We start from the raw sequence: 25,114 nt of genomic DNA, 5'->3' as shown, positions 1-25,114 counted from the left end.
AGATAGGTAGTTACAGAATTTGACATACTTATTTCTCTAATAATGCTTTTTTACACAAACTTAAACTATTCATAACTATAAGTTTTTATCCTGACTTTAACCAAATGAAAGGAAATCGTTATGGCTCCATGATAAACTTAATTTTGATTTTACTTAGCAATTCTGCATTAAATTTAATGCAAAAAATATCCAAGAAAAGCCGTTTTTGACAACCAATATACTACAAAGTCTAAGTCTCTTTTCTAGCTATTTCTTATCCTTAACTCAGGCTAAATAAATCTTAATCATTAAAAAAAGCCCTTTATAAGGGCTTTTTTAGAAATTATTTACTCACGATCAATACGTTTACCATGTTCAAGAATCCAAGAACGCTCAACATCTTTTTTGCTACGATACCTATAAGCCATATAAAGACCACCAAACCAAAGAGGTGAACAGTACAAAGCAATTCTAGTATCATGATCCAAACTCAGAACAATTGTTACAAATAAAAGAAATACCAAGCATAGCCATGACATAAAAATACCTGCTGGCATTTTATAACTAGATTTTTCATGAAGATGTGGTACTTTTTTACGATATGCAAGATATGAAACCAACATCATTCCATATACAAATATAACAAGAACAGTTGTTAATGATGAAAAAATGGTAAAAGCTGTCATTACATTTGGGATAATAAACAACATACTTGTACCAACAATAATACACCCCATTGAAAATAAAAGACTATTTACAGGTACTTTACCTTTAGAAAGTTTTTTGAAATATTCTGGTGCATCACGCTCAACAGATAAACCATACATCATACGGCTTGTTGCAAAAATACCACTGTTCGCAGATGACATTGCAGAGGTTGTTACAACAAAATTAACCAGAGTAGCTGCAATTGGTAAACCAATGAGTGTGAACATATGCACAAATGGGCTTTGACTTGGACTAACTTGTGCCCAAGAAGTCACTGAAATAATACAAACTAAAGCACCCACATAAAATAGTATAATTCTTATAGGAATTGAATTAATTGCCTTAGGCAATGTCTTACTTGGATCTTTAGTTTCAGCTGCGGTTGTACCGACAAGCTCTATACCAATAAAAGCAAATACTGCAATTTGGAAACCTGCTAAAAATCCAGAGAAACCATGAGGAAAAATAGATCCAGTTTCAATTATATGAGATAAAGAAGCTTTTACACCATTAGGAGAAGTAAAACCTGTTGCTATTAAATAAATACCAACCAATAGGAAAGTAACAATTGCCAGAATTTTAATCAGTGCAAACCAGAACTCTGTTTCCCCAAACATCTTAACAGTCAGTAAGTTTAGTATCGTTAATGTGCTTACTGTAATAAAGGCAGGTATCCATGCAGATAAGTTAGGGAACCAAAACTGAAAATAACCTCCAATCACAATAATATCTGCAATAGCAGTTATAATCCATAACATCCAATACGACCACCCCATAAAGAAGCCTGCCCATGGACCTAAATAAGCAGTTGCAAAATCTGCAAATGATTTATAGTTTGTATTTGATAATAATAGTTCCCCCATTGCACGCATAATAAAATAAAAGAAAAAACCAATAATCATATAGGTTAGAACAATTGAGGTTCCTGACAAACTCAAGGTCTTACCAGTACCCATAAATAATCCAGTACCAATAGCTCCACCAATAGCAAGTAATTGAATATGGCGATTCGTTAAGGAACGCTGTAGTTTCTCTTCCTCCTTATCAAAGTGTCCACCAAATAAATCACCTTTTATATCAACTGGTCGTTCTGTATCTTTATTCATACATGTTACCCCTTACATACCTACTAAATTAGGTTAAATATTTAAATACTGTATACCTAAAGCAATATTCATACCAAAAACCAAAAACCAAAAACCAAAAACCAAAAACCAAAAACCAAAAACCAAAAACCAAAAACCAAAAACCAAAAACCAAAAACCAAAAACCAAAAACCAAAAACCAAAAACCAAAAACCAAAAACCAAAAACCAAAAACCAAAAACCAAAAACCAAAAACCAAAAACCAAAAACCAAAAACCAAAAACCAAAAAGTGTTAACTTTTGTAAATTAATTATCAAATTATTGATTTAATTTTACACTTAAAATTAAGATAGAGCTAAATAAAATTAAAATAATTGTTTAACTTCAAAAAGTTAAGTAAAAGATGAAAATTATAATATTTTTTTAATATTTATATAATTAATGTCTAAGTAATATATAATATCAAATCAAATTAACTACCCCACAATAAAAAATATTTATAAAAATCATAATTTTATATGCTTTTATGCCAAAATAATTATCAAAATAAATATATCATATATTATAAAAAATATAATTTTATAACCTAAGTATATTAAATCCATTTTTTATACATAGATCTTTTGTATATTGTTTTCTATAGTCCAAACAAAGAAATAAAAGGTTTAAAAATGGAAGCAACATTAGATATGAGCATGAATGTCATCCGTAACCAGTCAGATGATATCGTTGTAATGCTAAAATCACTTGCAAACAAAGACCGTTTAGTTATTTTAAGCCACTTACTTGTAGAGGAGCTGAACGTTTCTGAAATTGAAGAGAAAACAAAAATTTTACAGCCAACCCTATCTCAACAATTAATGATTTTACGTAAAAATGGAGTTGTTGCGACAAGACGCGCTGGTAAACAAATATATTATTCTATAAAAGATCAACGTTTTAATACTATTTTAAATCGTTTCTCACAGTTCTATCAATAAACCTCTAATAGAGAGATACAGATACTAGAAAACTGAGTATCTCTCTTTTTTCAAATCTACTAATTTTCAATGTCTACAAATTAAAATATATATTTATTTAAATTATACCTACATTTCTATATATAATAATCTGCCTTAAAATAGTGCATAAATATTTTATTTCGCATAATTACGCACAAAAACCAAACAAATCATTTTAATTTGATTGAAATATATCTATTTTCTGAGTAAAAGTATTCTTCCTAATACTGTTCTCCGTTTACCGTTAGATAGAAGTCTCCAATATCAGCATTAGCTTGCTACTTTTTGGTGCTGTGAAGACTTAAAAGGCTCCTTTATGCTGTCAGCTCTTAAACGATTAAGCTTAGTGACTCGAATTATTATTGCAATTATTCTAGGTGTCATTATTGCATTTCTATTTCCTGATATTGCACCTTATTTTAGCTTGCTTGGTGATGTCTTCATCAAAGCACTAAAATCAGTTGCACCTATTCTTGTTTTCGTTCTCGTTATTTCATCTATTACCAACTTTCAAGCAACTCAAAGTGCTAAAAACTTCAAACCAATTATGGTGATGTATACCATTGGTATGTTACTTTCAGCATTTAGTGCGGTTGTTGCCGATAAACTTTTCCCAACCTCCCTTATTTTGCATCTTGCGGCAGATCAGAGTATACAGCCACCTGGTAGTATCAGCATTATCCTAAAGAATTTAGTATTAAGCTTTGTATCTAATCCAGTTGTTGCATTAAGTGAAGCAAATTTTATTGGGATTCTTGCATGGGCAATTATCTTAGGACTTGCATTCCGTCACAGTTCTCACACAACAAAAACTTTTATTCACGATACCTCCGCTGCAATAAATAAAGTTATTAAACTTGTTATTTCGTTCGCACCAATTGGTATTTTTGGACTAGTTACTGTTACTTTTGCATCTGCTGGTGTTGACACATTTAAAAGTTACTCACATCTACTCGGTGTATTACTGGGTACAATGTTCTTTGTAGCTTTTGTAATCAACCCTATTATTGTAGGTATTGTAATCAAAGGGAATCCATATCCTCTTGTTTTTAAATGCCTAAAAGAAAGTGGAATTACAGCATTTTTCACAAGAAGCTCAGCTGCAAATATTCCAGTCAATTTAGACCTTGCACGTCGTTGTGGCGTAGATGAATCAACAACCAATGTTGTTGTGCCTCTTGGCTCTACAATTAATATGTGTGGTGCAGCTGTAACAATTACAACACTCACTCTGGCAACTGTAAATACACTAGGAATTCATGTCGATTTCTCTACAATGCTTATTTTATGTATTGTATCTAGTATCTCAGCATGTGGTGCTTCTGGTGTTGCAGGTGGTTCATTACTCCTTGTACCTGTGGCATGTGGTCTATTTGGTATCTCATCTGAAGTTGCAATGCAAGTTGTTGCAATTGGTATGGTCATTAGTGTTATTCAAGATTCTACTGAAACAGCATTAAATTCATCTACTGATGTTCTATTTGTCATAGCTGCTGATCAAGGCTATAAAGATAAATAATCCATATCATTTACGGCGTAATTAACTTACGCCGTATTTATTAAAAACAAATTGTGCATGCTCACCTTTCTTTATTATTACTCATCCTTATTCGGTGCTATTATTACCCTTTGAAAGCTTCAATTTTTAAATGAAAATTTTTTTGGGTTAATTATGGTTAAGAATGCACTTCAAGCTCAGTTACTTAAAGCAGGTCTCGTAGACAACAAAAAAGCTAAGAAGCTGAGTAAACAAGCTCAGCATGAGCAAAGAACAGGACAAAGCAATAAAGATGAGATTAAAGCACAAATAGCTCAAAATCAGCTGTCTAAACAAGAAAAAGACCTAACATTAAATGCAAAGAAACAAAAAGAAATAGAAGCAAAAACACTAAAATCTAATATACAGCAAATGATACAACAACATAAAGTGAAGGAAACTGATGGAAACATTAACTACCAGTTCATTGATGAGAATAAAGTAAAGAAAATTTATATTCATCAACAAGCCTATAATGCACTTGTATCAGGCAGTCTTGTAATTGCAAAAGATGCTTCAAGTTATGCTCTTTTACCAAAAGCACTTGCAGAGCGCATAGAGCAAAAATTAGAAGGTTTTATTATTTGGAATAAATCCAATCAAAATACAAAAACGACCGATGAAGAAGATCCATATGCTGCATATGTCATTCCTGATGATTTAATGTGGTAAGTCCTCACCTAATCACATCACTTACAGAGAATATACTGTAAGTGATGTTCATTTCTAAGATAAGAATTAAAATAGATTAATACTACTGAGCAGGTTTACAGGCGGATATTTAAATTGAAAGACATCTCAAAGTTTTTAGAAGATCTATTCGGTTGGACAGATAAATTTCCTTGGTTAGATATGGTTATTGGGCTAATTACACTTATTCTTACTGCATATATTGCCAATTTCATTGCAAAAAAAGTTGTGGTTCAAGGTATCCGAAAAATTTTAATGAAATTACCTTCAGCCAAAAACTCTGCGTTAGCACATCATCATGTCATTCATAGATTTGCCAATATTGTCCCTGCACTCATTATTATGAATGGAATTGACTCTGTACCAAACTTATCCGAAAAGATTGTTCATTTAATTCAAATGATTGCTCAGACTTCACTCTTCCTAAGTATTACCCTAACAATTAGTGAGATTCTAAACGTATTTAACACAATATATCAAAAGAATCCAAATGCAAAAAACAAACCCATTAAAGGTTATTTACAACTTATAAAACTGATGATTTTTGTAGTCTGCGCCTTAATGATTTTAGGTACATTTCTTAAAAAAGATGTATTTAATCTGTTGGCGGGTTTTGGTGCAATGGCCACCGTTCTTATGTTAGTTTTTCAAAATACAATATTATCATTAGTTGCCAGCGTACAAATCGCATCGTACGACATGATACGTATTGGTGATTGGATTGAAATGCCATCACTCAATGCTGATGGTGATGTTATAGACATGTCACTACATACTGTGACAGTACAAAATTTTGATAAAACAATTACGACTATTCCAACAAATAAATTAGTAACAGATACTTTTCGGAATTGGCGTAGTGTTAGAAATGCAGGTGTACGCCGTATAAAAAGATCTATTTATATAGACCAAAGCAGTATTAAATTTATGTCTACCGAAGAAATGAGTAAGCTTAAAGACTTTTTACTATTAAATAATTACCTAAATAAAAAAGAAACTGAAATTACAGCTTTCAACCATACACTTATGAATCAGTCTAAATATAACCAACGACGTTTAACAAACCTAGGTACGTTTAGAGCATATATCGACTTTTACTTAAAACAAAAAGATGGAATTGCAAAAGATGAGTTAATACTTGTCAGACAAATGCAACCAACAAGTGTTGGTTTACCACTCGAAGTATATGCATTCACAAATACTACTGTATGGCTTGAATATGAAACAATACAATCAGATATCTTTGATCATCTAATTGCTATTTTACCTGAATTCAATCTGAAAATTTATCAGGCCTCCAATATCAGTTAAATTTTAAACTGTATTGTATATAAGACTGCCTTTGCTTGAAATCAGGTTTTTAAAAAATTATTTGATTTAGTAAAGCACGGTTTCAACAAATTTTTAAAATACCTAATATATTCATGGTTTCTTAAGCATTAGAAGTTGCATTTTTTATAAAGAGGTAACAAACCATCCATAGCATCATATTTCGATTGCTGAATATGACGCTATGGATTATGTGAATGTATTCTACTTAGTCTATTGTATAAACTCAAAATAAGAAATATTGAAGTTTATATATAATTTATTTATAAAGTAACTTATGGAATAAACTTAATATCTGTAGGTTGACCAATTTGTAAAGCTATACGAGTTGGAGTTAATGCACCAGTTTCTTTATTTCTCTTAAATTCACTTACCGTATGAGAATGCACATTAGATATAAGTAGATATTCTCCTGTTTTATCCATCGAGAATGCTCTTGGCTCTACACCACCACTCGCATAACGCCCAACAAGAGTAAGCTTTCCAGTAGTATTATCTACTCTATACGTTACAATTTCATTTACATCTTTACGATTCCCAACATATAGAAACTTATAATCTGGTGAGAATATTAATCCTGAAGCACTTTTTTGAGACTCGTGATCTTTTTTAGCTAATAGTTCTTTCTGAATTTGAACCATTTTTTTGCCATTTTTTTCAAAAACAACAACTTCCGCATTCATCTCAGAAGTTACATAAGCAAATTTTCCATTTTTAGAAAACAGCATATGTCGAGGACCACTACCCTTTGCAAAAATTAAATCCAACGTTGGATCAGCACGCAATGGTAACTTATCATTTGCGTTATATTCATATGCACGAACTATATCTGCTCCTAAATCTGCAGCATAAAGTACTTTACCATCTGGTGAGAAAGTGACTGAATGTGCATGTCCTGAATTTTGACGCCCCACAACAACATTACTACCGTCAATAAATTTAATATTCTGAACTGCATCACCTAAAGCACCATTTGGCAATATAGGAAGCACTGTTATACCTGATTTTTTTGGCCCAACCGAATAGTTTGCAACAAACAGGAATTTACCATCATTAGAAAGCGTCGAATGAGTTGGATGGTCACCAAGACTTTTCACATGGTTAATCTCTGCTAACTTCCCATTACTTCCCACAGACACAGCACTTACAGTACCGTCCGCTTTTTCATTTGTTACATACGCAAATTTATGGTCTTTCGAAAAAGTGATCCAAGAAGGATCTTGCATTTTTAATTCACTCAAAGGAAGTAGAGTTCCATCTCTATTCAATTTCACTGTATAAATTCCCTGACTTGCAAAATCAGCTGATAATTTCGAATTATCAGGCATACCTGACCAAGTACCTACTAGAAATTTTTGTTCTGGAACCATAGTCTTATTCTCTGCAAACGATATATTGCTATATAACAATGGTACACATAAACTTAATGCCACTACAAACTTATTCATTTTTTGAATCATAATAAAGCCCTGATAAGCTACTTAATTAAAGAATTTTTATATAAAATAAGTACATCTAAGATATTTTATACAAATATCATAGTTTTTTATTTACAAATGAACAATACTTTAATGCTTAAAATTAATATTTTTTTAAGGAAAATTAATTCTATAATTTAAATAATCTACCCAATTTTTCTGTAGCCTATATTATACAAATATATATAATTTTTTATTAATATTATTCGCATCAGTACAAACTATTTTTTTATCTATTATCAAAATAATGCAATTAAATATAAAATTATATAAGATAAGTCAATAACTCCCTTTAGGAAACTTAAATGAATCATCCCAATAATCTAAAATATGCACCAACACATGAGTGGGTAAAAATTGATGGTGATCTTGTAGTCACAGGAATTTCTGACCATGCACAAGATGCGCTAGGAGATCTTGTTTATATTGAAATGCCAAATGTAGGATCACATTTATCAGCAAAGATACAAGCAGGCGTTGTAGAGTCTGTAAAAACAGCATCTGATATTCACATGCCAATTTCAGGTACTATTGTTGAAATAAACACAACATTAGAAGATGACCCTGATTTTATTAATGATGATCCATATGGGAAAGGTTGGATTTACAAAATAAAACCTGACAATATTAATGATATTGATGAGCTATTATCTAGTGAAGCATATCAGGCGGGGCTTTAAAATATTTAAAAGTACAGGAATCATCCTGTACTTTTATATTTTTATTTTGCCAACATTGAAGCAATCAATACTGTCATTTTTTCGGTTTTATCCCAACCTAAGCATCCATCAGTTATAGATTGACCATATACCATATCTGAAGTAATTTTTTGCGCACCGTCAACCAAATGACTTTCCACCATCACACCCCTTACATCAGTTAAATGGCGTTCTTCAATAATCTGCTTTAATATAGCAGGCTGTTTAAGTGGGTCTTTACCACTATTTCCATGGCTGCAATCAACAATAAAGGTCGGAAGCTCTCCTTTAATACCTGATTTAATTTTACCAATTGATTCGGCATCATAGTTGGAGCCAGTATTAGAGCCTCTTAAAATAATATGGGGGTATGGGTTTCCATGACTATGTTTCAATACTGGCTTTCCTGTTTGCCCAAGTGCAAAAAAGTCATGTTCTGCAGCAGCAGACTGTATTGCATCTAACGCAATTTTAGCAGACCCATCAGTACCATTTTTAAATCCTACGGCGAAAGGCAAACTACTTGCAATCTCACGATGAATTTGGGATTCAGATGTTCTTGCACCTATAGCACCCCAAGTAATTAGATCATCAAAATAGCCTGTCACCATTGGGTTTAAAATTTCACTTGCTACGGGAATACCTTGTCTAATTAGTTCAATATATAATGCTCTAGATTTTTCAATACCCTGTGCTAAATCAGCACTACCATCCAATGATGGATCATACAAGAAACCTTTCCACCCTACTGTCGTTCTTGGTTTTTCAATATATGCCCGCATCACAATAAAAACTTGATCTTTCACTTGTTCTTGTAATTTTTTTAACTTCTGTGCATATTCAATCACAGCTTGAGGGTCATGAATTGAGCAAGGCCCCATAATAAGCAGTAATCGCTTATCATGTCCTGCCAAAATATTTTCTACAATCTTTCTGTGATTAAAAACTTGATGTTGTAGTTCTGACTCTAAAATGAGTTTCTTTTTTAATTTTTCAGGTGTTATAAGTTCTAGTTCTTGCTGATTAAAATTTGGTAAAACTAAAGTATTCATTGCTTTTTCCTTTAGGGCATTTCGCCCAATTCTATTTTTTTAACAATCGTCTTTGATGTAAATTTTCCACGCCAAAACCAAACCAATATTGACCAAAGAAATATGTATTAAAGTAATTCATCATCTTAATTTCCTAAAAATATTCGTAAAAAAAACCTGATTGGTGGTTGCCAATCAGGTTATAAATTCGATGGGCAACCTACTTATTTTGCCCACATGCGTATAGGGCAACTATCTAAAGTACCAAAAATACGCGTATGTAAAAGTAGGTTGCTGAAATAACATTGCTATTCTTTCTAAATTAAAAACGGCTTAGATTTAAAATAGCGTATTTTAAATGACATAGCAATCGTTTATATCCCATGATAATAAAAAAATGCCTCATCTGAGGCATTTTTTTATTATTTAATTTTTGCATTTGACTTTAAATAGTCAACATATGCAGCCATTTCTTGTTCACCACGTGCTTGTTGATACACTTGTTTCACTTGTTGTAGCTGTTCAGGTGTTAATTTCTTAACTGCATCTTGATCAACATGAGATACTGCAACTACGAGTAACTCATTTGGCAATACTGTTGTTCCAACAGACCACATATCTGCTTTTGGTACAGGCAATGTAAATGCAACATCTGCAATTTCTTTCTTCAAGTTCTGACGTGTAAAAATACCTGCTTTTTCAAATTTCAGAGTGCTATTTTTAGCCAATACTTGTTTTGCAGGCTCTGATGCAAACTGTTGTAAAGCCGCTGATATTTTTGCTTTTGCTTCATCTGAAGCTTTTTGGTTAATTAATTTTGCTTTTACTTCATCTTTCACTTGAGCTAAAGCTTGAACACCTTCAGGGTAATAATTACGTACTTTTACCCAAATTGTTTCACCATTATTTAAAGCAATGCTTGTAGAGACATTTCTATCGCCATTTTTCACATCATCATTAAATATTTTTGCTTTAACAGCAGTATTACTTAAGTATGGATCTTTTGTCCATAAACTTACATGATGGGCTGTTTCAATATGCGCTTCTTTAACTTGCTGAGTCACAACATCTAATGCATCTGCACTAATAACCGTATCGTTTAGATTATTTACAGTATCTGTATATACATTATTCGCTTTAGTTTTTAACACATCAGCACGCAGTTTCTCTTTCATATTATCAAAAGATGCTATTGTAGGTGCATCAGACTGTACTTCAATAATATGATAACCAAAATGAGTTTTTATAGGTTGTGATACTTGACCATTTTTCGCAACCTTAACAGCATCATCAAACTCGGTAGAGCCTAATGTACCTGGTTGATAATTCGCAAGTAGTCCACCCTGTGCTTTCGATGTAGGGTCTTCTGAGTACTGTTTTGCTGCATCTGCAAAAGAAAGACCAGCTTTAATTTTTCCTTCAACTTCATTAATCAATTTAAGTGCATCGGCATCAGAACGATTGTCTTCTGTAACCAGAATATGACGTACATGTTTAGTCACATTTGCTTTTTGTGCATCAACATATTGTGTATATGCTTGTTGTAACTCTGCATCAGTCACTTGCTGCTGATTTGCAGTAAACATTGATGGTTTTAAAATGACATAATCAACATCTACAGAAGCACTACGTCTAAAGTCATTTAAATGTTGCTCATAATACTTTTCAATTTCTGCATCATTCACAGAAATAGCTTTTTTATAATCATCTAGCTTAATACTCGCAAGATACAGCTCTCGTTGTTCAGCTTGTAAGTTTGCAAAGTAATTAATATCTGCATTACTTACAATTGCATAATTAGAGATCGTTCCAGATAACATTTTTAATGCATGGTCTTGGCGTAGATTTGCAATAAGCATATCTTTTGTAATACCCCTATTTTTAAGGTAATTACCAAACAACTCATTGCTAAACTTTCCATTTACTTGAAAATCAGGAAGTTGAGCTAGCATTTGCACAAACTGTGCATCACTCATACTAATATCTAATTTTTTTGCTTGCTGTAAAAGGAGTGTTTTTGCAATTAGTGTATTTAAAGCAGCCTCTTGAATTGCATGCGTATTCAACAGAGACTCATCTCCCTGAACATATTGCAAATACTGTTGGCGATATGCTTTCATTAACTCATCAAGATCTTTATTTGTAATATCCTGACCATTTACTTTCTTAGCTACATCACCTTTTGAGGAACTACCAAAGTAACCTTCTATACCAACCAATGCAACGGGTGCTAGAAAAAGTACCAATAAAACCTTCCCTAACCAACCCCTAATGAGTTTACGAAACGAGTCCATAAATATTCCAATATTTTATTTTCGTGCAATTCTAACTGAAATCTATAAATGAATGAATGTATTCGCTTATATTTTTAATACCATCAATAAAAAACGCGCCATAGGGCGCGCTTTTTCTTCTACTGCAATTATGCAACAGCGTCTTTCAAGCCCTTACCAGCTTTAAAGCTTGGCACTTTGCTTGCCTTAATTTGTAGCTCTTCACCCGTTTTTGGGTTACGACCTGTGCGAGCTGCACGCTCTTTAACATTAAATGTACCAAAACCAACAAGAGTTACAGTATCACCATCTTTTAGAGCTTCCGTGATTGACGCAATAGTGGCATCCAATGCTTTACCTGCATCAGTCTTAGATAATCCCCCTTTTGCTGCAATTGCATCAATTAATTCTGATTTATTCATGAAGATTACATCCTCTAATTTCGTTTGTTTAAGATTTAAGGGTTTATATATCTTACCGTAGTGCATTTATAGCAATGCTTTGGGGGGAAACGCAATACTGATTAATTGCTTTTATTGGATTTTCATTTCAAAAAACCTAAAAAGCACCAAAATATTGACATCCAACCGATAAAAAGTATATTTCTTAGCCAAAAACTAATATCATAAATTTACCAAACTATTAAATAGTACTAGAAGTTAAATATATATGGATCATGTTCTCATTTAATATGGCTACTTAGATCTGACCTAGATCACCTGTTGGAAAAATTCTCATTCTAATAGCATGGTATTTTTATTAAGTTATAAAATCTTACTATTCTATTAAGAAGTTTATATATGAAGCAGATTATCAATCTTTATCTGTGTATAAAATTTTCTTCATCTTTAACACTGTGAACCATATATCATAATAATGATACATTGCCGATATTAAATCATTTAATCTCTACTATGATTACTTAACTAAAACACATTCATTATTGAAATATTTTTTGCAATATATAAAAGACACCAGTGGTAAGCGATATAAGAAATATTCAAATTATCTAGCAGAATATATAACGTATCGGCTTTATCCTATAGATAAATTGATCGTTGCTCATATCATAAAGCTTAGATTTCGACCAATCTTATGTTTACAATGTCCAAATAGTCATCATCAATTGTTTAATCATTTTTCAACAGCTTGCTATCTAATCTATTTTCATTTATTTTGTCATTACATATTGCCTAGATTAGAATTAGAGCTATCTAAACTTATGCCTTATTCAAATAAGGATATAGAAATAAATCACTTATAAACTCTAATTCACTCGCTTAATTAAAGGTCTTTTAAAATGAGTAGATCGCAACAACAAAGGAAAAAACCACCTCATTTGTTGCTAAACTTAACAATGATCATTTTAGAAACATTTTATAGTTTCATATTTAATAATGATAAACTTGTTCAAAAACAAGCAAAAATCTTTATAGAGGATAACCTTATTCTCAAAGTAAATTGCTATATCCCCTATACTGATTTTTATGTACATTTCACAAATAAAGGCATACTTTTTAATACAGCTAAACCTGAAGAAGCCATTAACTTAGAAATTAGCAGTACCATTTTTAGTTATTTTCAAGCGCTGGTTTTAGGAAACTATAAAAGTATGCGTAGTATTAAAATATATGGTGACGTAAAATATAAAGATCAAATGCGAGATCTACTCTTACAGCTATCTCTTCCAAAAATTGCAAGCGACTGGAAAAACTGGTTACCTATTTCACATTTTCAAACAGATATTACCTCGTCAAAAACACGCGTATCAGACCTGTTAAACAAAATAGATTATCAACGTACAAAAATTGATAATTTGCAAGTTGCAATTAAGCAACACAAAAATCAAATACATCAACTTAAAACAAAACAGAGGCATCTAAATATATTATATATAAGTATTATTATAGGTTTATGTATGGTTTTAATGTACAATTGGTTTTATTAATTCATATAACTTAAATAAATCGTCAAAATTCGATTAAGTTGATGTATTAAAAACTTGACTATTTTAGTCAGGATTCATAAAATTTAAATATCTTATCTAAACATGTGTATCGGGTCATGCGCTTAACTACTCGCGGTCGCTACGCAGTGACTGCACTTCTTGATTTAGCTTTACAGTCACCTAAAGACACTATTACACTTGCAGAAATTGCAACACGTCAAACTATTTCTGTTGCCTATCTTGAGCAGCTATTTGCCAAACTAAAACGCAATGGCCTTGTCTCTAGTGTCCGCGGTGCAAATGGTGGTTACCACCTTGCAAAAGGTGCTGACGATATTACAATTTTAGAAATTATAGAAGCCGTAAATGAAACCGTCGATGCAACACGTTGCGACCATAAGGGAAACTGCCAAAATGGTGCAATGTGTTTAACACATGATTTATGGCAAGGTCTCTCACACCATATTGCCGATTATTTAGCAAAAATCACACTTGCTGATCTCATTTCTCAAAAAAATGTACAAACAGTGGCGCTGCGCCAAAATTCAGTGAATCGCGATTCAGCCCTATTATCGGTTACAGGTATTTAACATGAAACGTCCAATTTATCTTGATTATGCAGCAACAACGCCAGTAGACCCGCAAGTTGCTGAACGCATGATGGAATGCTTAACTTTCGATGGTACTTTTGGTAACCCTGCATCTCGCTCTCATGCCTATGGATGGCAAGCAGAAGAAAAAGCGGAATACGCTCGCGAGCAGGTCGCAAACCTTGTTAAAGCCGATCCACGTGAAATTGTTTGGACTTCTGGTGCAACTGAAGCAGATAACCTAGCACTTAAAGGCATTGCTCAATTTTACAGCTCAAAAGGCAAGCACATTGTTACAAGTAAAATTGAACATAAAGCAATTTTAGATACATGCCGAGAGCTTGAAGCAGAAGGTTTTGAAATTACTTATATTGAACCACAACCACAAACAGGTCTTATTACTCCTGAAATGGTTGAAGAAGTATTACGTCCAGATACTATTCTTGTTTCATTAATGATGGTAAACAATGAAATTGGTACAGTGACAGACGTTGCTGCTATTGGTGAAATTACACGTAAGAATAAAATATTTTTCCATGTAGATGCCGCTCAAGCAGCTGGAAAAGTTGAAATTGATTTAAGCACCATGAATGTTGACCTTATGAGCTTTTCAGGTCATAAAATTTATGGACCTAAAGGTATAGGTGCACTTTATGTACGCCGCAAACCACGCGTACGCTTAAAAGCACAAATGCATGGTGGTGGTCATGAAAGAGGTATGCGCTCAGGTACACTAGCAACACACCAAATCGTTGGTATGGGTGAAGCTTTTGAATTGGCTGGAAAGAATCTAGTTTCTGAACAAACTCGCCTACGTACTCTACGCGACAAACTATGGAATGGTCTACAAGACCTAGAACAAGTTTTTCTTAATGGTCATCCAGTTTACAATGTTGCAAACTACTTAAATGTAAGTTTCAACTTTGTTGAAGGTGAGTCATTAATGATGGCGCTTAAAGATATTGCTGTTTCTAGTGGTTCTGCATGTACTTCTGCGACTCTTGAACCTTCTTATGTATTGAGAGCGCTTGGTCTATCTGATGAATTAGCACATAGTTCAATTCGCTTTAGCTTTGGTAAATATACAACTGAAGAAGATATCGACCATGTAATCACAGTAACTAAAGCTGCAGTAGAAAAACTTCGTGAACTTTCTCCTCTTTGGGATATGTACAAAGATGGAGTTGATCTTTCAACGGTTGAATGGGCTGAACACTAAGTTCTGCCTTCATAATTTAATATAGAACTCAGGTACGTCCCAGGTTTGGAGAAGTCTCATGGCATATAGCGAAAAAGTAATTGATCATTACGAAAATCCTCGTAACGTTGGCGTATTAGATAAAAATGCGAACAATGTTGGTACTGGTATGGTGGGTGCACCTGCATGTGGTGATGTAATGCGTCTACAAATTCAAGTTGATGACAATGGTATTATTGAAGAAGCACGCTTTAAAACTTATGGCTGTGGTTCTGCAATTGCTTCTAGCTCTTTAGTTACAGAATGGCTAAAAGGAAAAACACTTGATCAAGCTCAGGCAATTAAAAATATTGATATTGCAAACGAACTTGCTCTACCTCCTGTAAAAGTACACTGCTCTGTACTTGCAGAAGATGCAATTAAAGCTGCAATTGATGACTATCGTACAAAAAAATCAAGTATTTAAACCATATCTGGAGTTTTCATGATCCATTTAACTGAAAGTGCGGCAACCCATATTCGCAATTTTTTAGAAAATCGTGGTAAGGGTGAAGGTATTCGCATTGGCGTGAAAACTTCCGGTTGCTCAGGTCTTGCCTATGTACTCGAATTTGTAGATGAAATTGAGTCACATGATCAAATCTTTGAGCAACATGGTGTTAAAGTATTCGTAGACCCAAAAAGTTTAGTATACCTAGATGGTCTAGAAATGGATTATGCGAAAAATGGTCTAAATGAAGGCTTCGAATTTAGCAATCCAAATCAAAAGGGTGAATGTGGTTGCGGTGAATCTTTTACTGTTTAGTTACATCCTTTCACTATTTTAAAATCAATAAAACTGTGACATACCGTTTTATTGATTTTTTCATCGTAGAATCATTGCTATGAATTATTTTGAATTATTCAATCTGCCTGTAGAACTTTCAATTAATTTAGCTCAGCTAAAAGCAACTGCGCTACAACTACAGCAACAATATCATCCAGATCGCGCTGAAGATAAAGACAAAGCACTGATTCAATCTAGTGAAATAAATCATGCTTATAAAGTACTTTCTCAGGTAGACAGTCGAGCAGCTTATTTACTTTCTTTAAAGAAAGAAGATCATGACTTAGATCAATCTATACGTGACTTATTTTTCTTGCAAGAAGCATTAGAGCTCAGAGAAGATTTAGAAAATGCAACTTCAGAAAAGCAAATTCTAGCTGTTAAAAATCAGGTTAATCAAGCGATTGAGAGTTTGACAACAGCATTTCAAGGTGACTACCACGACGAACAGTGGGATAGTGCTAGAGAAAATGTCAGAAAACTTCAATTTTTTCAGCGTGTCTTAAATGATACAAATAAAGCTGAAGAAAAATTATTTGATGATCAATTTGATCTTAACGATGATTTTTAAAATTTAATATCATAAAAATTTATTAAGGATTGTATTCAATGGCGCTCTTGCAAATTGCAGAACCCGGACAGTCAAGTGAACCACACCAGCATCGTGTTGCAATAGGTATCGATTTAGGAACAACACATTCTTTAGTTGCTGCCGTACGCTCAGGTGAAGCCAAAGTTTTGCAAGATGAACAAGATCGCGTATTGCTTCCATCTATTGTTCATTATGCTCAACAGCCAAACCAAATACAGTATGGTGATGATGCAAAATCTTTTCTGTTAACAGATCCTCAAAATACAATTGTATCTGTTAAAAGATTTATGGGACGCTCTAAAGCTGATATCAAGTTTCAACATCCCTATACTCTTCTTGGTTCAGATCATGAAATGCCAACATTTCAGACAACTTCTGGTGAAAAAACACCTGTAGAAATATCCGCAGATATTCTTAACCAACTCAGAATTAGAGCTGAAAAAACCTTAGAACACCCATTAAATGGTGCTGTTATTACCGTTCCTGCATATTTTGATGAAGCACAGCGCCAAGCAACACGAGATGCTGCAGAATTGGCAGGTCTCAAGGTTTTAAGATTACTAAATGAGCCTACAGCAGCAGCAGTTGCATATGGTCTAGATAAAGACTCAAATCTGGCAATTGATCAAAACTATGTGATCTATGATTTAGGCGGTGGAACGTTTGATGTATCAGTTCTAAGATTTAGTCAAGGTGTATTTGAAGTCTTAGCGACTGGCGGTCACACGGCTTTAGGTGGAGATGATTTAGATCGACTCATTGTAAAATGGTTCAAAGAACAATTACAAATAGAAGAGCTTAACAACGAACAGTATGCCAATTTTATACTTTCTGCAAAAACTGCTAAAGAAAAGTTATCAGATGATCATACTGTAAATATTTCTTTAGAAAATAAAGAAATTATATTAGATAGAGCAACTTTTGAAAGTATTATCCAAACTGCCTTAGATAGAACAATACATGTCTGTAAGCGTGTATTAAGAGATGCAAAACTTACCATTGATGACATTCAAAACGTTGTTCTAGTTGGTGGCTCTACTCGTTCTTACGCCGTACAACAAGCAGTGGCAGAAGTATTTCAACAAGAACCTCTATGCACAATTAATCCAGATGAAGTCGTTGCAATTGGTGCTGCCATTACCGCTAATCAATTAGTCGGCAACAATAAAGATGGTTCACTTTTATTGGATGTTACTCCACTCTCGCTTGGTTTAGAAACAATGGGAGGGCTTGTAGAACGTTTGGTTTCACGAAATACAGCAATTCCAGTCGCTCGTCGTCAAGAATTTACAACATATAAAGATGGCCAAACAGCCATGCTTATTCATGTTGTTCAAGGTGAGCGCGACCTTGTAGAACATTGCAGGTCTTTAGGACGATTTGTTTTACACGATATTCCACCAATGACGGCTGGCCAAGCACGTATTGAAGTTACATTTCAAGTTGATGCTGATGGTTTACTTTCTGTTTCTGCAAAAGAAACAACTTCAGGTGTTCAAGCAAAAATAGATATTAAACCATCTTATGGTTTGTCTGATAAAGATATGGAACGCCTGTTGGTTGAGGGTTTCCAACATGCGGAAGAAGACAAAAATTTACGTCATTTACAGGAAACTAAAGTTGAAGCAAAAAGAGAACTAGAAGCACTCACTCAAGCTCTAATTGTAGACTCTGACTTACTTAACCAAAGTCAGAAAGAGAAGCTAGATCACGCTCAACAGCATTTAACTAAGACACTAGAAACCACAGATATAAAAGATATTGAACAAGCGATCGAAACGCTTAAACTATATAGCGATGAATTTGCTGCTTTGCGAATGAATCGTCATATCGACAAAGCCTTATCAGGCACAAAACTCGATGATTGGTCAAACTCAAGCTCTGAATAGGTAACCATATGCCACGTATTAAAGTTCTTCCTCATGCACAATTTTGTCCAGAAGGTGCAGAGTTTGAAGTTGAAAAAAGTAGTAACTTATGTTCAAGTTTATTACAAAACGGAATCAAAATTGAACATGCATGTGATATGTCTTGTGCTTGTACTACATGCCATGTTGTTATTCGTCGTGGGTTTGATAACTTAGATGAAATGAATGATGTTGAAGCTGATTTATTGGATCGCGCTTGGGGATTAGAACCTGACTCAAGACTTTCTTGTCAGGTTATTGTAGAAGATGAAGATTTAGAAGTTGAAATTCCTAAATATACTATTAACCATGCTTCGGAAAATCATTAAAAAAAAATCTACTCCCATACTATTCGGTATGGGGGTCAACTATTTGATCTTCTACTCTTAAGCGCGCAACACCTTTTTCAGTCGTTATACTTTTCTGATTTTCTATTCGTGTAATTGCTTTTTCCAATACAGTAACTAAATTATCATACTCATAGTGCTGAACTTCTTCTAAATTTAATAATAAATGAAATCCTTTATATTCATAATCAAACCATTTTTGTGTCTGTGATTTTATTCCTGTATATTTATCTAGCACTTGCCATGTATCTGTACTATTTTGTAAGCCTTTTAATTTAATAGACTGTTTAGGGATACAAATAAACTCATCTTTAATTAAATTATAAGTAGAATCTGCAATTAAAATTTCATCAATATCTGCAACACCCTGTAGTCTAGATGCTAGATTAACATCGTGACCAATAACAGTATATGACATCCTATAATCTGAACCATAATTTCCAACATGACAATAGCCAGTACTTACCCCCATACGTATATGTAGTTCAGGAAATCCCATTTTAAGCCATCTTTCCCGTAAGACATGCATTTGTTGACGCATACTAATTGCCATTTCGATGCAGTTTTTGGCATCTTTCTCAATACCATTACTATGTGGATCACCAAAAAATATAAGTACACCGTCACCAATAAATTTATCTAAAGTTGCTTCATATTTTTTTGCAATTTCAGTCATATGACTTAAATAGTCATTTAAAACAAATGCTAAATCATCAGGAATAAGTTTCTCTGATAACTCCGTAAACCCTTGAATATCTGAAAAAAATATTGTCATTTTTTTTCTTTTATACTCAATTTTTGCTTGTGTTTGCCCGCTCATAATTGATTGCCACAATTGATTAGGCGCATAACGACTCAATTGGGTAGAAAATTGAACATAGCGATTCATTTGTTCTTGATAGTAGTCTTTTGTATATTCTAAATAATGAATATATTGCTTATTAAAATAAAATCCTGAACCTAAATAAAGTAAAAAACAAACTAAACTATAAATTACTAATCTTAAGCTATCTAATTCAAAATAGTTTTCAAATCCAAAGAAAAAAATTGCATTTAAATAAATGACTATTAATGAAGCAATCAGTGCGCAACTGTAAGTAAAGAAGGATATTCTTGTTAAGCTCTTCACACACCAAAGTGTCGTAAATATTAAAGAACTAAATACAATAGAAAAATGTGTTGCAGTTAATGCAGCAGCAATAATTATTGCATCTAAAACAAAGAGAATCTGCCTCGCATAAAACTCATTAAACTCGTATTTAATATAGAAAAATAGTTTTAGTGATAATGGAAAAATAATGAGAGAAAGAATAGCTACAATTAAGTGCTGTAACCGCAGTGGTACAGAAAAATAATAAAGCAAGACACCTAAGGATAGCAATAAATATGCCATCAACCGATATAAGCTCTCAACAATAAAGCGGTTATTTATAATACGGTCAAATGACATTTTATTGCTGCCCTCTCACAACAGCGCTTTTCATTTAATTTATTAAGCTTAATCCATGCGCCAATCAAATGGCATATCGCCTTGTCCTCTCAGCGCAAGCATAAGTGTTTGGCGCATATGTGTAAGTACTTCATTATTATAAGGTACAGCTTCTTGACCCCATACAGGGTTCGGCCAAGCTGTATCATTTTGATAGCGCACGACATGATGAAAATGGAGTTGAGGAACGATATTACCTAATGCAGCAACATTCATTTTATCGGCACGAAATACACGTGAAAGCTGGCTAGATAACCAACTAGATTCGCGCAAGAATTGTTCTTGATCAGCTTGGCTTAACTCGTATAACTCTGTTACACCAGGAACACGAGGAATAAGCACTAGCCAAGGAAACTGCATATCATTCATTAAACGACATGTTGATAAAGGAAAGTCACCAACAAAGAAAGTATCTTGGGCTAACTGTGGATGCAGACTAAACATATCTTTATAAATTATCAAAATGAAAGTAAGTTAATCTTATCATATAGAATTTCTCATGAATATGAAGCAATTTCATTTGTATACACATTTAAATATATGTGAAGCCCTTTTCAGCACTTATTTGTTTTCTTAACGTGCAATATCTGAGGACAACTGCTTAAAGACATCCTTAATAAATTGAATTCGCTGATTATACTCTGAAAAATTCACCATAAGTTTAATACGCTGCCCACCATCCATACGGAAAAAATTTGGCTTATTTTGGATCATCTGAATAATACTAATCGCTTGAATAGGCGTATCTTGAGAAAATTCAATATAACCGCCGTGCATACTCATATCAATTTTAGTTACACCCAAGGATTCAGCTTCCAGACGTATCTCATGCACACTAAATAGTTGCTTTACTGTTTCAGGTAATAATCCGAAACGATCTATCAATTCCATCCGAATATTATTTAACTTTTCAGAACTATTTGTATTACTAATACGTTTATAAAACATTAAACGCTGATGTACATCACCTAAATAGCTATCAGGAATCAAGGCTGGCATATGCAGGTTAATTTCAGCAGTTAAGCTTAATGGCGCATCAAAGTTTGGTGTGCGTCCTTTCTGAATTGCCTTGGTTGCCTTTTCAAGCATTTCCATATAAAGACTATAACCAATCGCTTGCATTGAGCCACTCTGTTTTTCACCAAGTAACTCGCCTGCTCCACGAATTTCTAAATCTTCTGTCGCAAGCATAAAGCCTGCACCAAGATTTGATGCACGTTGAATTGCATCTAAACGCTTTTCAGCATCACCTTTTAAGCCTTTTATTGAAGGCACAAGTAAATATGCATATGCTTGATGGTGCGAACGTCCGACACGACCACGTAATTGATGCAACTGTGCTAAACCAAGCTTATCTGCGCGCTCAATAATAATTGTATTTGCATTTGGTACATCAATTCCCGTTTCTACAATCGTTGAGCAAACCAATACATTATAAGATTTATGATAAAACTGCTGCATCACATGCTCAAGCTCACGCTCACGCATTTGCCCATGCGCAACTGCAACACGAGCTTCAGGAATTAAATTACGAAGATTTTCTGCAGTTCGTTCAATAGTGTCTACTTCATTATGTAAGAAATAAACTTGCCCACCCCTCAGTAATTCACGCAATACCGCTTCTTTTATCGTTGCATCTGTCTCTTCCTGCACAAATGTCTTCACAGCTAAACGCCTAGCAGGTGGAGTCGCAATAATAGATAAGTCGCGCATACCACTAAATGACATATTCAATGTTCTTGGAATTGGTGTTGCCGTAAGCGTAAGCATATCCACATCTGCACGCATCGCTTTAATACGCTCTTTGTCACGAACACCAAATCGATGTTCTTCATCAACCACCATAAGGCCAAGGTCTTTAAATTTAATGTTCTCTTGTAAAATTTTATGTGTACCAATCACAATATCAACTTTACCCTCAGCCAAGTCTTCAATAACTTTTTGATGCGTTTTATTTGAACCAAACCTAGAAAGTACTTCAATGCGTATTGGCCAATCTGCAAATCTGTCTTTAAAAGACTCAAAATGTTGCTGCGCTAAAAGCGTTGTGGGTACAAGTACAGCCACTTGCTTATTATTTTGCACTGCCACAAAAGCGCCTCGCATAGCCACTTCTGTTTTACCAAAACCAACATCACCGCACACCAAACGATCCATTGGTTTAGCCTGTTGCATATCATGCAAAGTTGTTTCAATGGCATTTGCCTGATCTAAAGTTTCTTCATACGCAAAACCATTCGCAAACTGGCGATATAAAGACTCATCTAACTCAAAAGCAAAACTTGGCTTTGCCTGACGACGTGCTTGAACATGTAATAGCTCTGCTGCTACATCATGTATTTGTTCTAATGCCTTTCTTTTCGCTTTACTCCATGTATCTGTACCAATCTTATGAAGTGGTGCTAAATCGGGATCTCCACTGCTATAACGACTAATCAAATGCAAATTTGAAACAGGTACATAAACTTTTGCTTCGCCTGCATAATTCAATTGCAAAAATTCATGTTCTTGATTATCTATCTCTAAAGTGATTAATCCAGCATAACGTCCAACCCCATGATCAATATGAACAATAGGAGAACCAATATTCAATTCTGTCAAACTTTTAACTAGAAATTCTTCAGAGACCTCTTGCTGTCGTTTGCGACGCTGCTGCACAATTCGCTGTTCATAAAGCTGATTTTCAGAAATAATTGCAATATTTTTAGGTAAATCTAACCCCCTATCTAAGGGTGCATGTGTAATTGCAATTTTAGATGAATCACCGATAAATTCATTAAAAGAAATGACGTTTTTGATTTCACCAAAAATCCTTCTTAAAGAGTCTTTTAAAGACTCTCGACGACCTGCACTTTCAGCAACCAAAAGAACCCGTGATGATGTTTGATCAATAAAATTTTGAAGATGATAAAAAGGCTGATCTTGCCTTATATCTACAGGTAATTTTTGAGGCTGCAATGTCTCAAAGTTGACTACTCCAGCTTTGGGTTCACGCTTTTCTTCCGTAAATAAAATACGTCGGAATTGATTTAACTTCTCAAGCGTTTGAACAGGTTGAAGAAACAAATCCTCAGGAGGTAGAATGGGCTGGTCAATATTATGTCGACGATCTTCATACCGACGATAAACTTCTTTCCAAAACTGTGCTAAATCAGTATCTATTGACTCATTTGTAATGACAATAGCATTACTTGGTAAGTACGATGAAACATACCCTTGTTCGTTCATTACTTCTTTATCAAAAAATAAAGGAAGATAAAACTCTATGCCTGATGAAACAATGCCCTCTAATACATCTTTATAAATTAGGTTTTTTTTAGGATTTGCACGCGGAAAAGCTTCTGCATAACGATCTCTAAATGTGGAACGCGCATCTTTTAGAGGAAATTCTTTTGCAGGAAGGATTTGAAATTTTTCAAGCTGCTGTGTTGTTCTCTGCGTTTCTGGATCAAAAAATTTCAGAGTTTCTACTTCATTATCAAATAAATCTATTCGAATAGGTGATGTTTGCCCAGATGCATAAATATCCATGATACTTCCACGAACAGCAAACTCTCCATGATCATATACGGTATCTACTAAATTATATCCTGCTTGAATTAAATTCTTCTTTTGTTGTTCTAAGTCTAATCTTTGTCCTACACGAATATCAAAATGCTCACCTAACACCCAAAATGGCGGGGCAATTCGTTGTGTAAATGTTGCCGCTGTCATCAGCAATATACCAGTTGATGGCATATTCGATAAAATTGCTAAACGCTCCGAAACAATATCTTGATGTGGGGACAAGCGATCATAAGGTAAAATTTCCCAATCAGGAAATGTGACTGCCTTTTGACCATAAAACTCCAACTCACTCTCAAGTTGAGCAAGATGTTGATTATTTTTTGCAATAACTACAAATAACTGCTTTGGCTGATGCACCGCCATCTCTTTAAATAGCAGTGTACTTGACGAGCCAAATAGCCCCCCTAACCAACGTTTTTCATGTTGTTTAAATTTTGTGAGGTTTAGTTCTTCAATTTCTTTTTTAAAAATAGACATGGAATCAAGATTTAATCTGCATTTCATCATTTATAATTTTACTATAATTTTTGAAATACGTCTTAATTTTAGTAAGATGAATTAAACTTAGGCTATTTAAAATAAAGCTCACCATCATAAATAAGTAAATATTTGATGCTATCGTATTAAAAATTAAGCATCTAACTCTCATTCATGAAAATAATTACAATATAATGTTGTTTTTTTAGTCGAGTATTTTATAATTTGCATATCCTCTAAAAAATTCAGCAACCCCTTATAAGGGTTGACTTCATTGCGATGTTTCATCACAATATCGCACTTGTTTACGGGCTGGTTAAACAGTATTGAATTCTATTCAATATTATGCAGCCCGCCCAGACC

Annotated in this window: 21 protein-coding genes; 13 read left to right on the top strand and 8 right to left on the bottom strand. The window is 33.8% G+C overall.

The window, feature by feature from the left end; translation table 11 throughout:
• Positions 1-326: 326 nt before the first annotated feature.
• Entirely contained in the window at positions 327-1,793 is a 1,467-nt protein-coding gene (locus AC1MPL_RS07865; protein WP_479765225.1) for an amino acid permease, read from the bottom strand.
• A 669-nt stretch (positions 1,794-2,462) separates the two neighbouring features.
• Between AC1MPL_RS07865 and AC1MPL_RS07860 the strand changes: the two genes are divergently transcribed.
• The 4 genes from AC1MPL_RS07860 to AC1MPL_RS07845 all read left to right on the top strand — a co-directional run bounded on the left by AC1MPL_RS07860 (position 2,463) and on the right by AC1MPL_RS07845 (position 6,312).
• Complete coding sequence (locus AC1MPL_RS07860) at positions 2,463-2,753, top strand: ArsR/SmtB family transcription factor (RefSeq protein ID WP_479766194.1); 291 nt, start codon at positions 2,463-2,465, stop codon at positions 2,751-2,753.
• A 337-nt stretch (positions 2,754-3,090) separates the two neighbouring features.
• A complete protein-coding gene (gene sstT / locus AC1MPL_RS07855) occupies positions 3,091-4,293 on the top strand; it encodes a serine/threonine transporter SstT (RefSeq protein WP_479765224.1) in 1,203 nt (400 codons plus the stop codon).
• Positions 4,294-4,446: 153 nt separating this feature from the next.
• Complete coding sequence (locus AC1MPL_RS07850; RefSeq protein WP_479765223.1) at positions 4,447-4,983, top strand: DUF2058 domain-containing protein; 537 nt, start codon at positions 4,447-4,449, stop codon at positions 4,981-4,983.
• Between the two features lie 114 nt (positions 4,984-5,097).
• Positions 5,098-6,312: a mechanosensitive ion channel family protein gene (locus tag AC1MPL_RS07845; protein WP_479765222.1), complete on the top strand. Its 1,215-nt coding sequence runs from the start codon at positions 5,098-5,100 to the stop codon at positions 6,310-6,312.
• Positions 6,313-6,605: 293 nt separating this feature from the next.
• Here AC1MPL_RS07845 and AC1MPL_RS07840 read toward each other — a convergent pair whose 3' ends face one another.
• A complete protein-coding gene (locus AC1MPL_RS07840) occupies positions 6,606-7,778 on the bottom strand; it encodes a lactonase family protein (protein ID WP_479765221.1) in 1,173 nt (390 codons plus the stop codon).
• 335 nt (positions 7,779-8,113) lie between these two features.
• Between AC1MPL_RS07840 and gcvH the strand changes: the two genes are divergently transcribed.
• Positions 8,114-8,488 (top strand): glycine cleavage system protein GcvH, encoded by a 375-nt coding sequence (gene gcvH, locus AC1MPL_RS07835; protein WP_479765220.1) that lies wholly within the window; start codon positions 8,114-8,116, stop codon positions 8,486-8,488.
• Positions 8,489-8,529: 41 nt separating this feature from the next.
• Here gcvH and AC1MPL_RS07830 read toward each other — a convergent pair whose 3' ends face one another.
• The 3 genes from AC1MPL_RS07830 to AC1MPL_RS07820 form a co-directional block, all read right to left on the bottom strand.
• Positions 8,530-9,558 carry a 3-deoxy-7-phosphoheptulonate synthase gene (locus AC1MPL_RS07830; RefSeq protein WP_479765219.1) on the bottom strand — a complete coding sequence of 343 codons (1,029 nt, stop codon included), beginning with the start codon at positions 9,556-9,558 and terminating at the stop codon, positions 8,530-8,532.
• Positions 9,559-9,959: 401 nt separating this feature from the next.
• Positions 9,960-11,831: a SurA N-terminal domain-containing protein gene (locus AC1MPL_RS07825; RefSeq protein ID WP_479765218.1), complete on the bottom strand. Its 1,872-nt coding sequence runs from the start codon at positions 11,829-11,831 to the stop codon at positions 9,960-9,962.
• A 128-nt stretch (positions 11,832-11,959) separates the two neighbouring features.
• Complete coding sequence (locus tag AC1MPL_RS07820) at positions 11,960-12,232, bottom strand: HU family DNA-binding protein (RefSeq protein WP_195770755.1); 273 nt, start codon at positions 12,230-12,232, stop codon at positions 11,960-11,962.
• Between the two features lie 878 nt (positions 12,233-13,110).
• On the opposite strand from AC1MPL_RS07820, the gene AC1MPL_RS07815 reads away from it, so the two are divergent.
• The 8 genes from AC1MPL_RS07815 to fdx all read left to right on the top strand — a co-directional run bounded on the left by AC1MPL_RS07815 (position 13,111) and on the right by fdx (position 19,200).
• Complete coding sequence (locus AC1MPL_RS07815) at positions 13,111-13,758, top strand: hypothetical protein (RefSeq protein WP_479765217.1); 648 nt, start codon at positions 13,111-13,113, stop codon at positions 13,756-13,758.
• 116 nt (positions 13,759-13,874) lie between these two features.
• The gene (locus tag AC1MPL_RS07810; RefSeq protein WP_479765216.1) at positions 13,875-14,348 is read left to right on the top strand and encodes an Rrf2 family transcriptional regulator; all 474 of its coding nucleotides are present in this window, start codon (positions 13,875-13,877) and stop codon (positions 14,346-14,348) included.
• A 1-nt stretch (position 14,349) separates the two neighbouring features.
• The gene (locus tag AC1MPL_RS07805; protein WP_479765215.1) at positions 14,350-15,567 is read left to right on the top strand and encodes an IscS subfamily cysteine desulfurase; all 1,218 of its coding nucleotides are present in this window, start codon (positions 14,350-14,352) and stop codon (positions 15,565-15,567) included.
• A gap of 58 nt (positions 15,568-15,625) precedes the next feature.
• Positions 15,626-16,012, top strand: a complete 387-nt coding sequence (gene iscU / locus AC1MPL_RS07800) for a Fe-S cluster assembly scaffold IscU (RefSeq protein ID WP_479765214.1) — start codon at positions 15,626-15,628, stop codon at positions 16,010-16,012.
• A gap of 18 nt (positions 16,013-16,030) precedes the next feature.
• The gene (gene iscA, locus AC1MPL_RS07795) at positions 16,031-16,351 is read left to right on the top strand and encodes an iron-sulfur cluster assembly protein IscA (protein ID WP_479765213.1); all 321 of its coding nucleotides are present in this window, start codon (positions 16,031-16,033) and stop codon (positions 16,349-16,351) included.
• 79 nt (positions 16,352-16,430) lie between these two features.
• Positions 16,431-16,943, top strand: a complete 513-nt coding sequence (hscB, locus tag AC1MPL_RS07790) for a Fe-S protein assembly co-chaperone HscB (protein WP_479765212.1) — start codon at positions 16,431-16,433, stop codon at positions 16,941-16,943.
• 38 nt (positions 16,944-16,981) lie between these two features.
• A complete protein-coding gene (gene hscA, locus AC1MPL_RS07785) occupies positions 16,982-18,853 on the top strand; it encodes a Fe-S protein assembly chaperone HscA (RefSeq protein WP_479765211.1) in 1,872 nt (623 codons plus the stop codon).
• An 8-nt stretch (positions 18,854-18,861) separates the two neighbouring features.
• A complete protein-coding gene (fdx, locus tag AC1MPL_RS07780) occupies positions 18,862-19,200 on the top strand; it encodes an ISC system 2Fe-2S type ferredoxin (protein WP_479765210.1) in 339 nt (112 codons plus the stop codon).
• A gap of 19 nt (positions 19,201-19,219) precedes the next feature.
• Here the strand turns inward: fdx and AC1MPL_RS07775 are convergent, their stop codons facing one another.
• The 3 genes from AC1MPL_RS07775 to mfd form a co-directional block, all read right to left on the bottom strand.
• Positions 19,220-20,668, bottom strand: coding sequence for an adenylate/guanylate cyclase domain-containing protein (locus AC1MPL_RS07775; protein WP_479765209.1), 1,449 nt, complete (start codon positions 20,666-20,668; stop codon positions 19,220-19,222).
• 48 nt (positions 20,669-20,716) lie between these two features.
• Positions 20,717-21,151 (bottom strand): HIT domain-containing protein, encoded by a 435-nt coding sequence (locus AC1MPL_RS07770; protein WP_479765208.1) that lies wholly within the window; start codon positions 21,149-21,151, stop codon positions 20,717-20,719.
• A 129-nt stretch (positions 21,152-21,280) separates the two neighbouring features.
• Positions 21,281-24,745, bottom strand: coding sequence for a transcription-repair coupling factor (mfd, locus tag AC1MPL_RS07765; protein WP_479766192.1), 3,465 nt, complete (start codon positions 24,743-24,745; stop codon positions 21,281-21,283).
• Between the last annotated feature and the right edge of the window lie 369 nt (positions 24,746-25,114).

Source organism: Acinetobacter sp. N1-1, assembly GCF_056711485.1.
This window is presented reverse-complemented; position numbering and strand designations above follow the sequence as displayed.